Genomic DNA, 13,934 nt, shown 5'->3' on the forward strand with positions numbered 1-13,934 from the left:
CTCCGATACCGCCATGCCGGCCTCGGCCTGCTTGATGAAGCCGATGATCTGTTCCGTGGTGAAGCGACTCTTGCGCATGTCCGTCCTCTCTGGATGACGGACTCTACCTAGCTTCGAGTGGTACGGCTCAGTGGGGGCAGGTCACGATGGCATCACGCCATCACGCTTGCCGGCGCTGCTTGCGCAGTGCCGTGAAGAAGACCCCGAGGTCGAGGTTCGATTATTCGAGGTTCCGCTGGCCCAGCAGATCAAAGGCTTGCACGATGACCTATACGATGCCGGTTTTTCGATGGCCGATGATGTGGGCGATGGCATCGTGGCCACATCTGCCTGGGAGGACGAATTGATGGTCGCAGTACCTGCTCGCCATCCCGTGCTCTCCTTCAGGCAGGTTCCGCTGGAGGAAGTGCTGCACTATCCGCTGGTGTTGGGCGATCCCGCAATCTGCGAAGGCCATGCACGTCAGGTCGAGCGCATCCTGCGCAAGCACGAGCAGGAGCCGCTGATAGTCCAGCACGTTTCCACCTTTGACCTCATGATGACTCTGGTCTCCGCCGGATTGGCCTTGGGCCTGGCTGGCGCGGCGCACATCAGCTCCAGTCGCGAGCTTGGTGTTGTGGCTCGACCCTTGGCGGGTAAACCGCCGATGCTGACAACCTATCTGCTGCGTCGTGATGCGGAGACTCCAGAAATGTTGACCCGGTTCATTGAACGAGTGGCCTTCATTGACTCGGCAGGTAATCTGAGCAATGCCAAAAATATCCGACCCACCCGATGAAAGGATTGGAACCATGCATAAGGTGATGCTGCTGATGCTGGCTGCCACACTGACTGCATGTGGACCCTCTCAACTCTCGGAAACGGTAGACGCGCTTACAGCCAATCCCGAACGCATCAAGGAGATTCAACGCCTGTGCAAGGAAGATCGCGCGAAGGTCGATGATGAACTTTGCCGACGCGCCGCAGAAGCCGCAAAGCGGCGTTTCTACGGTGATCGGCCGGAGCAGAAGCCCAGGTAGTCACCCGCGCACTCGCTTCGCTTTGGAAAAATCCGTCCGTTACCTCGCCACGCTGAAATGCGCTCGTGGTTGCAACGCATTTATTGCCCTCGCTACAGCAAGAACTCCTGCTTTTTTAGCCTCAATTCCTGCCATAACGGCCTTTGACCGGCACTGACCCGGCACCGATCCTGACGCCTACGGCACGTCTTTGTGCCGCTTTTTCCATGAGGAATCAGCGCAGGAGAAATCGGAGGCCAGGTCATGCAAGGAACGAACGTGCTGTTCGGTCAGATTGCCGTGGTATTCGGCATCGTGATCGCCGGTGTGTGGGGTGCCACACAATGGACAGCAGCAGCCCTTGGCTACCAACTACGCCTCGGCTCGCCCTGGTTCGATTTTCTTGGCACGCCGATCTACCACCCGTGGAAGCTGTTTGAGTGGTGGTTCGTTTTCGATGCTTACGCGCCGCGCGTGTTTGATACCGGCGGCGCCATCGCGGGCGGCAGCGGCCTGCTCGCGGTGGTCGTCGCTATCGGCATGTCGATCTGGCGATCGCGACAGTCGCGCCTGGTCACAACCTACGGCTCTGCGCGATGGGCCAACGCGCAGGACATTCGCAAGGCGGGTCTCACACAACCGTCCGGCGTGTTCCTTGGCCAGCACGACCGCCAATACCTGCGCCATGAAGGCCCGGAACACGTCCTGACTTTCGCGCCCACGCGCTCGGGCAAGGGCGTGGGCCTGGTGGTGCCGACGTTGCTGTCCTGGCCAGCCTCGGCCGTCATCCACGACATCAAGGGCGAAAACTGGCAGATCACCGCCGGTTGGCGCTCGCGCTTCTCGCACTGCCTGCTGTTCAACCCGACCGATGCGAAGTCGGCGGCCTACAACCCGCTGCTGGAGGTTCGGCGCGGCGCGCATGAAGTGCGCGACGTGCAGAACATCGCGGACATTCTGGTCGATCCCGAAGGCGCGCTGGAGAAGCGCAACCATTGGGAAAAGACTTCGCACGCGCTGCTGGTCGGAGCCATTCTGCATGTGCTCTACGCGGGTGCAGACAAGACGCTGCGCGGCGTCGCCAACTTCCTGTCCGATCCGGCCAGCCCCTTCGAGCTGACCTTGCACCGAATGATGACCACGCCGCACCTCGTCAAGGAGGAAGGAGGTGGCCCGCATCCGGTAGTGGCCTCCGCCGCGCGCGAGGTCTTGAACAAAAGCGACAACGAGCGTTCCGGCGTGTTGAGCACCGCCATGTCGTTCCTCGGCCTGTACCGCGACCCCACGGTGGCCGAAGTCACGTCGCGCTGCGACTGGCGCATCGCCGACCTGATCGCGGCCGAGCATCCGGTGTCGCTGTACCTGGTGGTGCCGCCTTCGGACATATCGCGGACGAAGCCGCTCATCCGCCTGATCCTCAACCAGATCGGCCGGCGCCTCACCGAATCGCTCGACGGCTCCGACGGCATCGAGCGCCGCCACAAGCTGCTACTGATGCTCGACGAGTTTCCGGCACTGGGGCGCCTGGACTTCTTCGAGACGGCGCTGGCTTTCATGGCGGGCTACGGCATCCGCAGCTTCCTCATCGCGCAGTCGCTCAACCAGATCGACAAAGCCTACGGCCAGAACCATTCGATCCTCGACAACTGCCATGTGCGCGTGACGTTCGCCACCAACGACGAACGCACCGCCAAGCGTATCTCCGAAACACTCGGCACCGCGACTGAGCTACGTGCACAGCGCAACTACGCGGGCCACCGGCTGGCGCCATGGCTGGGGCACCTGATGGTGTCGCGCCAGGAGACGGCCCGCCCGCTGTTGACGCCGGGCGAAGTCATGCAGCTTCCGCCCGACGAGGCTGTGGTCATGGTGTCCAGCGTGGCGCCGATCAAAGCCAAAAAGCTGCGCTACTACGCGGACAGCAATTTCAAGCACCGCGTGCTGCGGCCGCCTGCGCTTGCGGACAGGCAGTACGCCGACGCGCCGCCGTCGCGGCCTGACGACTGGAGCGGGCTGGCAATTCCTGCCGTTCAGGCTGCATCGGCCACGGCATCCGCCTATGGCCTGGGGAACTTGGCCAGCGATGACGGCGGCCCGCGCCGTCAGCCCGAGCTTTCCGAAACCGTCGCCTATGACCCCGAACTGGCCGCGCCCGCAGCCGACTTGGCGCTGTTCGATGACGACGACGACCTGCCGCTTCCCCTTCCGCGCCAGCTTGATCCGGCCATGCAGAGCGTGGCCCGGCTGGCTTCCCTCGACCCCAGCGACGGAATCGAGCTATGAGTCACTACCGCCTCAATCTGTTCATCCAGCCCGAGCACGCCAAGCGCTTGGACGAGCTGGCCGCCAAGAAAGGCGTGTCCAAGTCGTCCATCGTCGCCGCTGCCTTGGCGTCCTGGCTGTCGCCGGACGCAGCAGACCAGCGCGAGGCGGCCATCGCCAAGCGGCTGGATCGCCTGTCACGGCAGGCCGAGCGCATGGAGCGCGACCAGAACATCGCCATCGAGACGCTGGCGCTGTTCATCCGCTACTACCTGACCGTGAGCACGCCGGTTCCCGAGGCCCATCAGGAGGCCGCCCGCGCCCAGGGCAAAGCGCGCTTCGAGCAGTTCATCGAACAACTCGGCCGCCACCTGCTGCGGGGCCGGAGCTTAGTGCGCGACGTGGTGGAGGAGCTGCATCCCGACCCAATGCGGATGGAAGACGCGGCGGCAGCCGCGCAAGCGCAAGCGCAAGCGCAAGAGCGTGCGTCATGAGCGCCGCTCGGCAGTCCATGAGCGCCTCGTCGCTCGACCGTCGCATCCAGATGCTGCGCACGGCCATGGGGCCGTTGATCGCCGCGGCGCTGGAAGACCCGGACGTGGTGGAAGTAATGCTGAACCCTGATCGCACCTTGTGGATCGACCGGCTTTCGTCAGGCCGCGCACCAATGGGTGTGGAGCTACCCGAGGCCGATGGTGAACGCATCATTCGCCTTGTCGCGGCCCACGTCGGTGCGGAGGTGCATCGCGGCCAACCCCTGCTGTCGGCCGAGTTGCCGGAAACGGGAGAACGCTTCGAGGGCATCTTGCCGCCGGCCGCACCGGGGCCGGCCTTCGCGCTGCGCAAGCGCGCCATCGGCGTGATCCCGCTGGTGCGGTACGTCATCGACGGAATGATTACCAGCGCCCAGGCGGGCTTTCTGGTGCACGCTGTGCGCGAACGCCAGAACGTCTTGATCGCCGGCGCCACCAGCAGCGGCAAGACCACGCTCGCCAATGCGTTGCTGGCCGAGATCGCCGCCACGGGCGACCGCGTGCTCGTACTCGAAGACACGGTGGAACTGCAATGCGCGGCCCGCGACCACGTGCCGCTGCGCACGCAGCAAGGCGTAGTGTCGATGACCGAGCTGGTGCGTTCGTCCATGCGCCTGCGACCGGATCGCGTCGTCGTCGGCGAGGTGCGCGGCGCCGAGGCGCTGGATCTCATCAAGGTCTGGGGCACGGGCCACCCCGGCGGCATCGCCACGATCCACGCCGGCTCCGCGCTCGGCGCGCTGCTGCGCCTGGAGCAACTGATTCTCGAAGTAGCCGTGAACCCGCCCCGTGCGCTGATCGCCGAGGCAGTCAACGTGGTGATCCACATCGCCGGGCGCGGGCGCAAGCGCCGCATCGAGAACATCGCCCGCGTCGTCGGCTTCGACGGCGTGGGCTACCAACTGGCGGACGCGCTGGAAACGCCGTTTCCCGAGCTGCCGCCGATCCCCGATGCCGCACCCGCTGCGGCGACTTCCTCGTCCCCTGACCAACCTGGAGAACTGCCATGACGCAGATGACCATTCCTGCTTTCCGTGTTTCCGTAAATCCGGCTTTACGCCTTGCACGGCTGCGCAGTCTCGCCCGCCCTGCGGGGCAAGGGCTACTGCTGGCCGCGCTGCTGCTGTTCCTGGCCAGAACCGCGCAAGCCGCCGGCTCCTCGATGCCGTGGGAAGGGCCGTTGCAGTCGATCTTGGAGTCGATTCAAGGGCCGGTGGCGCGCATCGTCGCGGTCATCATCATCATCGCCACGGGCCTCGCGCTCGCCTTCGGCGACACGTCGGGCGGCTTCCGCAAGCTGATCCAGATCGTGTTCGGCCTGTCCATCGCGTTCGCGGCTTCTAGCTTCTTCCTGTCGTTCTTCAGCTTCTCCGGCGGGGCTGTCGTATGAGCGGCCCGGATATCTTCGCGGCTGGGTTCGAGGTGCCGCTGCATCGCTCGCTGACCGAGCCGATCCTGCTGGGCGGCGCACCGCGAACGGTCGCCATTGCGAACGGCACGCTGGCCGCCGCTGTCGGGCTGGGGCTGCAACTGTGGATTCCGGGCGTGGTGCTCTGGATCGTCGGCCATTCGCTGGCGGTATGGGGCGCGCGCGCCGATCCGCAGTTCATGGCCGTGTTCGCCCGGCACATCAAGCACCGCCCGCTGCTGGACGTGTGAGGGGACGCCGCCATGCTGAACCTTGCCGAATACCGCCAGCGACCCGCATTGCTTGCCGACTGGCTGCCGTGGGCTGGATTGGTTGCGCCGGGCGTCGTCTTGAACAAGGACGGCAGTTTCCAGCGCACGGCCCGGTTTCGCGGGCCTGACCTCGACAGCGCGACGCATGGCGAGCTGATCGCCACGTCGGCGCGGTTGAACAACGCATTGCGCCGCATGGGTTCGGGCTGGGCGCTGTTCATTGAGGCAGAGCGCCGGCCCGCCGCCGACTATCCGCACTCGGAGTTTCCCGAGCCGCTGTCGTGGCTAGTGGACGAGGAACGCCGGGCCACCTTCGAGGACTCGGGCAACCACTTCGAAAGCGGCTATCACCTGACGCTGGTGTACCTGCCGCCCGAGGAAGTGCGCGCCCGCGCGGCGGGGATGCTGTACGAGAACCGGCCGACCGAAGGCGTGGACTGGCGCGGCCGGCTCGATGCTTTCGTGGCGGAGACGGATCGCGTGTTTGACCTGCTCGATGGCGTGATGCCGGAAATCGCCTGGCTCGATGACAGCCAGACGCTGACCTACCTGCACTCCACCATCTCGACGCGGCGTTACCGCGTGGGCGTGCCCGAGGTGCCGTTCCACATCGACTCGCTGCTGACCGATTCTGCGCTGGTAGGCGGCCTGGCGCCCATGCTGGGCGACCAGCACCTGCGCGTGGTATCGGTGCGGGGCTTCCCGACATCGACGTGGCCGGGGATTCTGGACGACCTCAACCGGCTCGGCTTTGCTTACCGCTGGAGCACGCGCTTTCTCTGCCTCGACAAAGCCGAAGCGGAACGGGAGTTGGGACGCCTGCGCCGCCAGTGGTTCGCCAAGCGCAAGAACGTCATCGCGCTGCTGCGCGAAACGATCTTCCAGCAGGAAAGCCCGCTGGTTGATACCGACGCCAGCAACAAGGCGGCCGACGCCGACGCCGCCTTGCAGGAGCTGGGCAGCGATCAAGTCGCCTTCGGCTACCTCACCGCCACGGTAACGGTGCTTGATGCCGACCCGGCCGTGGCCGACGAGAAGCTGCGCATGGTGGAGCGTGTCATCCAGGGCCGAGGCTTCGTCACCATCCCCGAAACGCTCAACGCCGTGGATGCGTGGCTGTCATCGATCCCTGGCAACGCCTACGCGAACGTGCGCCAGCCCATCTTTTCGACACTGAACCTGGCGCACATGATGCCGGTGTCGGCGGTGTGGGCCGGCCCCGAGCGCAATGCCCATCTTGACGGCCCGCCGCTGATCGTCACGCGCACCGATGGCGCGACGCCTTTCCGGCTCGTCACGCACATCGGCGACGTGGGCCACACGCTGGTGGCTGGCCCCACGGGCATGGGCAAATCGGTGCTGCTCGCCACGCTGGCGATGCAGTTCCGCCGCTATCGCGGCTCGCGCATCTTCGCGTTCGACATGGGCCGCTCGATGCGCGCCACGATCCTCGGTCTGGGCGGCGAGCACTACGACCTCGGGACGGATGGCGAAATCGCCTTCCAGCCCTTGGCCCGCATCGACCGCGCGGGCTACCGCACATGGTCAGCCGAATGGATCGAAGGCCGCTTGATGCACGAAGGCGTGGCGACCGGCCCCGACGAGAAAGCGGCCATCTGGTCGGCGCTGGGAAGCCTGGCCGGTGCGCCCATGGAGCAGCGCACGATGACGGGCCTGTCAGTGCTGCTGCAATCGAACGCGCTGCGGCAGGCACTGTCGCCTTACGTGCTCGGCGGCGCCCACGGCAAGCTGCTGGACGCCGACCACGACCGGCTGGAAAGCACCGATGCGGGGTCAGCGGGCGTGCAGTGCTTCGAGATGGAGGAGCTGATGCACAGCAAGGCCGCCGTCATGGCCGTGCTGCATTACCTCTTTGCGCGCTTCGATGAACGCTTTGACGGTGTGCCCACGCTGCTGATCCTCGATGAAGCGTGGCTGTTCCTCGATGACCCGGTGTTTGCCGCGCGCATCCGCCAGTGGCTCAAGACGCTGCGCAAGAAGAACGTCAGTGTCATATTCGCCACACAGAGCCTTGCCGACATCAAGGATTCGAGCATCGCGCCCGCGATTGTCGAAAGCTGCTCCAGCCGCATCTTTCTACCGAACCCGCAGGCGACCGAGCCGCAGATTCGCACGATCTACGAGGGCTTCGGGCTTAACAGGCGGCAGATCGAGATCGTTGCCACGGCGCAGCCGAAGCGCGACTACTACTACCAATCCCGCCTCGGCAATCGCCTGTTCGACCTCGACTTGGGGCCTGCGACGCTGGCCTTCGCTGGCGCTTCCACGCCGCAGGACCAGCGCGCCATTGATCAAGTTCTTGGCCGCTTGCCGCCGGACACCGGCGTGCCTGGCTTCGCGGGCGCTTGGCTGCGCCATCGCGGCCTCGATTGGGCGGCCGACCTGCTGCCCTCGTTCCCCGGCCTTGCGCCGGGTTCCCTCCGTGCTACCGACTACCCACAGGAGAACCCGCAATGAAGATCCGTGCGCTTTCCATTTCTCTCGCTGCCGCGCTATCGCTGACGACATTGACTCCTTCACCAGCACTGGCCTGGCGCATTGTCTTTGATCCGACCAACTATGTGCAGAACACGCTGACTGCAATCCGTACCCTCGAACAGATAAACAACCAGATTCGCCAGCTCCAGAACGAAGCGCAGATGCTGATGAACCAGGCGCGCAACCTCGCAAGCCTGCCGTCCAGCGTGGTCGGCCAGTTGCGCGCTAACCTGGCGACGACCGAACGGCTGATTGCCCAAGCCAGGGGCTTGGCCTACGACGTGACGAATCTGGATCGGGAGTTCGCGCGCCTGTATCCCGAACAGTACGCCGCCACGATCAGCGGCGACCAGATGTACCGCGATGCGCAGGAGCGTTGGAAGAACACGCTCAATGGCTTGCAGACCACGATGCAGATGCAAGCCCAGGCATCGCAGAACCTCCATGACGATGAAGGTGTTCTGACGGATCTGGTCAGCAAGAGCCAATCTGCCGTCGGTGCGCTACAAGCCATGCAAGCCACGAACCAACTGTTGGCCTTGCAGGCCAAGCAGTCCATTCAGACCCAGCGGCTCCAGATCACGCAAGACCGGGCAGCGTCGCTAGAGCTGGCGCGGCAGGCGGCGGCCACGGAGCGTGCCCGCGAGGTGCGACGGCGCTTCCTCGGCGAAGGTACGCCGTATACGCCGCAGTCTGTGAACTTTTACGGCAACTGACGGGAGGCCGCCATGCGATGCGTCCTCGCCCTGTCTGTTGCGGTGCTTGCCGCGCTGCTGGCCGCTTGCGGCAAGCAGCCGGCCGACAACCTTACCGATGCCTTGGCAGTCGATCCCGTGCGGCTCAAGGCATTGCGCGCGCAATGCGCAGCCGACGGGCGGGCCACGGGCGAGGACGCTTGTCGCGACGCCGCCGAAGCCTTCCGGCGGCGCTTCGTTTCCGGCGGGGCCGGGCTGGATGAACACCAGACGCTGTCCGATCTGCCGTCGATCCCGCCCAGCTTCAAGGAACCGGCCGATGGCGTGGCGCCAGCCTTTCCCGCCGAACCGGAGGGCACGCCATGAATGACGTGACCATCATCGACCAGTTCCTTAACACCTTCGCTACCTACATCGACTCGGGTTTCGGGCTGCTGCGGGGCGAAGTGGCGTTCCTCACGGCCACGCTAATCGTCATCGACATGACTCTCGCCGGGCTGTATTGGGCCATGAGCCACGCCACCGGCCAGGGCGAGGACGTGATCGCCAAGCTGCTGCGCAAGGTGCTCTACGTCGGCGCCTTCGCCTACATCCTCAACAACTTCAATTGGCTGGCCAGCATCGTGTTTCGCTCGTTTGCGGGGCTGGGCATCACCGCCACCGGCTCGGCCATCACGATGGAGACCTTCTTGCAGCCGGGTCGGCTGGCGAAGACCGGCATCGACGCAGGGGCGCCGATCTTGAAGCAGATCGGCGATATGGCGGGGTTCCCCGAAGTGTTCGTGAACCTCGACCCCATCGTGGTGATGTTCCTCGCGTGGCTGGTCGTGGTGCTGTGCTTCTTCGTGTTGGCGATCCAGCTATTCATCACGCTGATCGAGTTCAAGCTGACCACGCTCGCCGGCTTCGTGCTGGTGCCGTTCGCGCTGTGGAACAAGACGAGCTTTCTGGCGGAAAAGGTGCTGGGCAACGTCGTGTCCGCCGGCGTCAAGGTCTTGGTCTTGGCCGTCATCGTTGGTATCGGCTCGGGCCTGTTCGCGCAGTTCCAAGTCCATCCCGCCGAGCCGTCCATCGACCATGCGCTGGTCATCATGCTGGCCTCGCTCACTTTGCTGGCGCTGGGTATCTTCGGCCCCGGCATCGCCACGGGTCTTGTGTCCGGTGCGCCGCAGCTCGGTGCGGGCGCGATGGCCGGCGCTGCTATCGGCGCAGCAGGAACGGCGGTGGCCGTCGGTGCCGCCGCAACGGGCGTAGGTGGTGCCGTCATGGCCGGGGCGCGCATGGCCCCGGCTGCCGCCAAGCTGGCCGGCAGCGGTGCGCGCGCCGCCACGTCGGCAGCCAGCAGCGCGAAATCGGCGTTCCAGGCCGGTTCCGCCGCCGCAGGCGGTGGTGCAAAGGGTGCAATGGCGGGCCTGGGCAATGTCGCCAAGACCGGCGCGCAGTCGGCAGGACGCGCGGCGGCATCCCGCGCTTCCGCCGCCGGGCAGCGCATGGCTGCGCCGTTCCGCGCTGGCTGGAATGGCGACGCTGGTGCGTCAGCCGGTCAGCCCGCCACAAGCGAAGCCCCCGCAGGCGGCACCGCTGCACAGACACCAGAGCAACCCGCCTGGGCCAAGCGGCTGCACCGCCGCCAGCAACTCACCCATGCCGCGACCACCACTGCCCACGCGCTGCGCGGTGGCGATGGTGGCGGCTCCGGCCAGGGGCCGAGCCTGCGCGATTCCGATTCATAAGGAGAACTGACCATGCGATTCAAGAAACCGCAGGTGCGCTACGCCGACACGCCGCCGCCTGCCACGCCATACCAAGCTGCCGGCCAGGTGTGGGACGAACGTATCGGCTCGCCGCGCGTGCAGGCGAAGAACTGGCGGCTGATGGCCTTCGGGTGTCTCACGCTCGCGCTGCTGATGGCCGGTGGCCTGGTATGGCGCTCGGCGCAGTCCATCGTGACGCCGTATGTGGTGGAGGTGGACAACGCGGGCCAGGTGCGAGCGGTCGGCGAAGCCGCCACGCCCTACAAGCCCAGCGACGCGCAGACGGCTTACCACCTGGGCCGATTTATCGGCCTAGTGCGCTCGCTGTCCATCGACCCCATCGTCGTGCGCCAGAACTGGCTCGATGCCTACGACTACACGACCGACAAGGGCGCAGTCGTACTCAACGACTACGCGCGCGTGAACGATCCGTTCGCGCGCATCGGTAAGGAATCGGTGACGGTGCAGATCACCAGCGTCGTGCGTGCCAGCGACACGTCTTTCAACGTGCGCTGGACGGAACGCCGTTACGTCAACGGTGCCGCGGCGGGCCTGGAGCGGTGGACGGCCGTGGTGTCCATCGTGCTCCAGCCGCCGCGCACCGAAGAACGTCTGCGCAAGAACCCCCTGGGCATCTACGTCAATGGCCTGTCGTGGAGCCGCGAACTGGATTCTTCCGAAGGAGCCAAGCCATGAATGATCTTTTCCGTAAAACCGCTTTGCCGGTGATCCTGCTTGCGTCGACTGTTCTGTCCACGGGCTGCGCCACACAGGGTAAACCGCCGCCCGTGATCTCGCTCGATGAGCCGGTGCAGGCCCAGCCGCTGCCGGAGCCGCCTGCGCCGGTGGAGGTGGTGGCCGTACCCGAGGTGCTCCCGATGCCGGCGCAGTTGAAGCCGTTGCCCGAAGCCGAGGACGCCAAGCCTACGCCGGAGCCTGCAGACGAGAAGGTGCGCGTCTCGCGCGCCAATGCCGAGGCGCGCGTCGCGCCCACGCGCGAGGGCTACGTCAATGCGATTCAGGTCTGGCCCTTCACCGATGGCGCGCTCTATCAGGTCTATGCGGCCGTGGGCCGCGTTACCGTGGTTTCGCTCCAGCCGGGCGAGGAGCTGGTGACGGTGGCCGCCGGCGATACCGTGCGCTGGATCGTGGGCGACACGTCCAGCGGCAGCGGTGCCGACCTGCGCGTGAACGTGCTGGTCAAGCCGATCCGCTCGGGCCTTAAGACGAATCTGGTTATCACCACCAGCCGTAGGACGTACCTGCTGGAGCTGGCTTCGACGGAAAAAACGTGGATGGCATCGGTGTCGTGGGAATACCCGCGCGACCGGGTGCTGGCCTTGCAGCGCCAGGCGCAGGCTGCCAGCGCCGCCGCGCCGGTGGATTCCGGCTTGTCGCTGGAGAACCTGCGCTTCCGCTACGCGATCAGCGGCAGCAATCCGCCCTGGAAGCCACTCCGTGCCTTCGATGATGGCGCGAAGGTCTATATCCAGTTCCCTCCCGGTATCGCTCAGGGTGAATTGCCGCCGCTGTTCGTGATTGGGCCGCAAGGTGACGGGCAACTGGTCAATTACCGCTTCCGCGCGCCGTACTACATTGTGGATCGCCTCTTTGGCGCTGCCGAACTGCGCCTGGGTGGTGACAAGGGCGACGTGGTGCGGATCGAGCGCACGGATGGCGTGGCACGGAGGAACTGACCATGAGCCAGGACGACACCCCCGACCTCGCCACGCCGCAGGCGGGCAAGGTCGCGCCCGAGGCGGTTGCGCTGCGCGCCCAGCCGCGCCCGGTCACGCGCCTGAACCGGCGGACGCTGGCCATGCTCACCGGCGGCCTGTCGGTCGCCGTGCTCGGGGCCACGATCTGGTCATTGCAGCCGCATCGGCGCGGCGCAGGCGAACAGACCGAGCTTTACAACGTGGATCGTGTGTCGAAGTCTGAAGGGCTGGACGGCCTACCGTCCGACTATTCCAAGCTGCCGAAGGTGCCCGAACTCGGGCCGCCGCTGCCGGGCGATCTCGGCCCGGCCATCGTGAAATCGCAGCAGCCGGTTACGGCCGCCTACACGGCCCCCGGCCACGATCCGAACGATGCGCTGCGCAAGGAAGCCGAAGCGGCCGCAGCCTCGTCCGTGTTCTTCCGTTCAGGTGCGCAGGCGGCCGCTCCCGTGGCGCAGTCGCGGGTCGCCGCCGCGCCGGGCTTCGCCGCCAATGCAGCGTTCGACCCGATGGCCGCCGGACCGGCCTCGACGGCGGCCCAGCCCGCCGACCCGACCGCCGTGCAGAACCGGCAAGACCAGAAAGAGGTTTTCCTGAAAGGTGGTTCTACGGAAACCCGCAATTCCGGCAATCTGGCGCTGCCGGCATCGCCATATCAGGTGATGGCCGGAACGGTGATCGCCGGGGCGCTGGTGACAGGCATCAAGTCCGATCTTCCGGGCGACGTGATCGCCACGGTGACGGAGCCGGTCTTTGACACGGCCACTGGCAAATTCCTGCTGATCCCGCAGGGATCGCGCATCCTCGGGCGCTACAACAGCCAGGTCAGCTACGGGCAGAGCCGTGTCCAAGTCGTCTGGAACCGGATCATCCTGCCCGACACGTCCTCGCTGACGCTCGACAACCTTGTTGGCACCGATCCCGCAGGCTACGCGGGCCTGGAAGACGATGTGGACTGGCATTGGAATCGCATCGTCGCTGGCGCGGTGCTGACGACGCTGCTGGGTGTCGGCGCCGAGCTGGCCGCGCCGGAGAGCCGCCAGGACGGCAATCGCATCGTGATCGCGGGGCGCGACAGCGCGCAGGACAGCATCAATCAGGTCGGCCAGGAGATCACTCGGCGCAACATGAACATCCAGCCGACGCTGACCACGCGGCCGGGCCTGCCGGTGCGGATCATCGTCAATCGGGATCTGGTGCTGCGGCCCTACCAGCCGCTGTTCTTCAATCGGGGAGCTTCGCAATGAGAACGACCAAGACGCTGCGACTCGGGCCGCTGCCTAAGACCGAGAGCGTCAAGCTGACCTTCGCTTGCCCGGCCAGCCTGAAAGCCGACCTCGACCGCTACGCCGCGCTGTACGCGCAGACGTATGGCGAGGCGGTCGATGCCATGACTCTGATCCCGCACATGCTGGAAGCGTTCATGGCGGGAGATCGTGGGTTCAGGAGGGGAGGGCGGGAGGCTCCAAAGGTTGCAGCGAAGTGAGGCTTGGAGGAAGACCGCTGTGCTTTCTGCGCTATCCTAGAGGGTGATTGACGATGGAGTTGCCAGAGTCGTCGCCCCTCAAATCCCTACATCTTCCGCACCAGACAAAGCTCTTGTCGGATGACGGTAAAAGCGACGGTAGAGGCCCATGTCGATCATCGCAAATCCCTTTAACCACGCGGGCTTGCGAGACCTGTTGATGATCGAATGGGAATGAACCGCTTGTTTGCGCGCCATGGTGCGCAAACGGTTCATTGACAGGCCATGGATGGCCGGGCCGGGCGATCCGAAGGCAGGAACGTCGCGTCA

16 protein-coding genes and 1 pseudogene are annotated in these 13,934 nt (G+C 65.6%); 15 read left to right on the forward strand and 2 right to left on the reverse strand.

All coding sequences use genetic code 11. From position 1 onward, the window contains the following. The coding region (locus G582_RS18615) for a transposase (protein ID WP_038053625.1) at positions 1 to 78 on the reverse strand (78 nt) is incomplete at its 3' end. Positions 79 to 145: 67 nt separating this feature from the next. Between G582_RS18615 and G582_RS16160 the strand changes: the two are divergent. The 15 genes and pseudogenes from G582_RS16160 to G582_RS0109520 form a co-directional block, all read left to right on the forward strand. Next, positions 146 to 778, forward strand: a pseudogene (locus G582_RS16160) (LysR family substrate-binding domain-containing protein); the annotation flags it as partial. Positions 779 to 791: 13 nt separating this feature from the next. Then, complete coding sequence (locus G582_RS17550; RefSeq protein WP_083881277.1) at positions 792 to 1,019, forward strand: EexN family lipoprotein; 228 nt, start codon at positions 792 to 794, stop codon at positions 1,017 to 1,019. A gap of 243 nt (positions 1,020 to 1,262) precedes the next feature. Continuing rightward, positions 1,263 to 3,281: a conjugal transfer protein TraG gene (locus tag G582_RS0109460; RefSeq protein WP_028839639.1), complete on the forward strand. Its 2,019-nt coding sequence runs from the start codon at positions 1,263 to 1,265 to the stop codon at positions 3,279 to 3,281. Further along, positions 3,278 to 3,754, forward strand: a complete 477-nt coding sequence (locus G582_RS0109465) for a ribbon-helix-helix protein, CopG family (protein WP_028839640.1) — start codon at positions 3,278 to 3,280, stop codon at positions 3,752 to 3,754. The genes G582_RS0109460 and G582_RS0109465 overlap by 4 nt, the downstream gene beginning before the upstream one ends. A 50-nt stretch (positions 3,755 to 3,804) precedes the next feature. Next, positions 3,805 to 4,803, forward strand: a complete 999-nt coding sequence (gene trbB, locus G582_RS0109470) for a P-type conjugative transfer ATPase TrbB (protein ID WP_425476548.1) — start codon at positions 3,805 to 3,807, stop codon at positions 4,801 to 4,803. Further along, entirely contained in the window at positions 4,800 to 5,183 is a 384-nt protein-coding gene (locus G582_RS0109475) for a TrbC/VirB2 family type IV secretion system protein (RefSeq protein WP_004358728.1), read from the forward strand. Before trbB ends, G582_RS0109475 begins: the two co-directional genes overlap by 4 nt. Continuing rightward, a complete protein-coding gene (locus tag G582_RS0109480) occupies positions 5,180 to 5,452 on the forward strand; it encodes a VirB3 family type IV secretion system protein (protein ID WP_028839642.1) in 273 nt (90 codons plus the stop codon). Before G582_RS0109475 ends, G582_RS0109480 begins: the two co-directional genes overlap by 4 nt. A 12-nt stretch (positions 5,453 to 5,464) precedes the next feature. Then, on the forward strand, positions 5,465 to 7,951 hold the full coding sequence (gene trbE / locus G582_RS0109485; RefSeq protein ID WP_028839643.1) for a conjugal transfer protein TrbE: 2,487 nt from the start codon (positions 5,465 to 5,467) through the stop codon (positions 7,949 to 7,951). Beyond that, positions 7,948 to 8,688 (forward strand): P-type conjugative transfer protein TrbJ, encoded by a 741-nt coding sequence (trbJ, locus tag G582_RS0109490; protein WP_004358722.1) that lies wholly within the window; start codon positions 7,948 to 7,950, stop codon positions 8,686 to 8,688. The genes trbE and trbJ overlap by 4 nt, the downstream gene beginning before the upstream one ends. Before the next feature lie 42 nt (positions 8,689 to 8,730). Next, the gene (locus G582_RS0109495) at positions 8,731 to 9,033 is read left to right on the forward strand and encodes a hypothetical protein (protein WP_425476546.1); all 303 of its coding nucleotides are present in this window, start codon (positions 8,731 to 8,733) and stop codon (positions 9,031 to 9,033) included. Next, positions 9,030 to 10,400, forward strand: a complete 1,371-nt coding sequence (gene trbL / locus G582_RS0109500; RefSeq protein WP_004358719.1) for a P-type conjugative transfer protein TrbL — start codon at positions 9,030 to 9,032, stop codon at positions 10,398 to 10,400. Before G582_RS0109495 ends, trbL begins: the two co-directional genes overlap by 4 nt. 12 nt (positions 10,401 to 10,412) lie before the next feature. After that, entirely contained in the window at positions 10,413 to 11,117 is a 705-nt protein-coding gene (gene trbF, locus G582_RS0109505) for a conjugal transfer protein TrbF (protein ID WP_004358717.1), read from the forward strand. Continuing rightward, positions 11,114 to 12,118, forward strand: coding sequence for a P-type conjugative transfer protein TrbG (gene trbG, locus G582_RS0109510; RefSeq protein ID WP_028839644.1), 1,005 nt, complete (start codon positions 11,114 to 11,116; stop codon positions 12,116 to 12,118). The genes trbF and trbG overlap by 4 nt, the downstream gene beginning before the upstream one ends. A gap of 2 nt (positions 12,119 to 12,120) precedes the next feature. Continuing rightward, the gene (locus G582_RS0109515; protein ID WP_004358713.1) at positions 12,121 to 13,386 is read left to right on the forward strand and encodes a TraB/TrbI/VirB10 family type IV secretion system protein; all 1,266 of its coding nucleotides are present in this window, start codon (positions 12,121 to 12,123) and stop codon (positions 13,384 to 13,386) included. Next, entirely contained in the window at positions 13,383 to 13,625 is a 243-nt protein-coding gene (locus G582_RS0109520) for a DUF2274 domain-containing protein (RefSeq protein ID WP_028839645.1), read from the forward strand. Before G582_RS0109515 ends, G582_RS0109520 begins: the two co-directional genes overlap by 4 nt. A gap of 78 nt (positions 13,626 to 13,703) precedes the next feature. Here G582_RS0109520 and G582_RS17935 read toward each other — a convergent pair whose 3' ends face one another. Then, the gene (locus G582_RS17935; protein ID WP_156880399.1) at positions 13,704 to 13,880 is read right to left on the reverse strand and encodes a hypothetical protein; all 177 of its coding nucleotides are present in this window, start codon (positions 13,878 to 13,880) and stop codon (positions 13,704 to 13,706) included. Between the last annotated feature and the right edge of the window lie 54 nt (positions 13,881 to 13,934).

This window comes from Thermomonas fusca DSM 15424 (assembly GCF_000423885.1).
GTDB lineage: Bacteria > Pseudomonadota > Gammaproteobacteria > Xanthomonadales > Xanthomonadaceae > Thermomonas > Thermomonas fusca.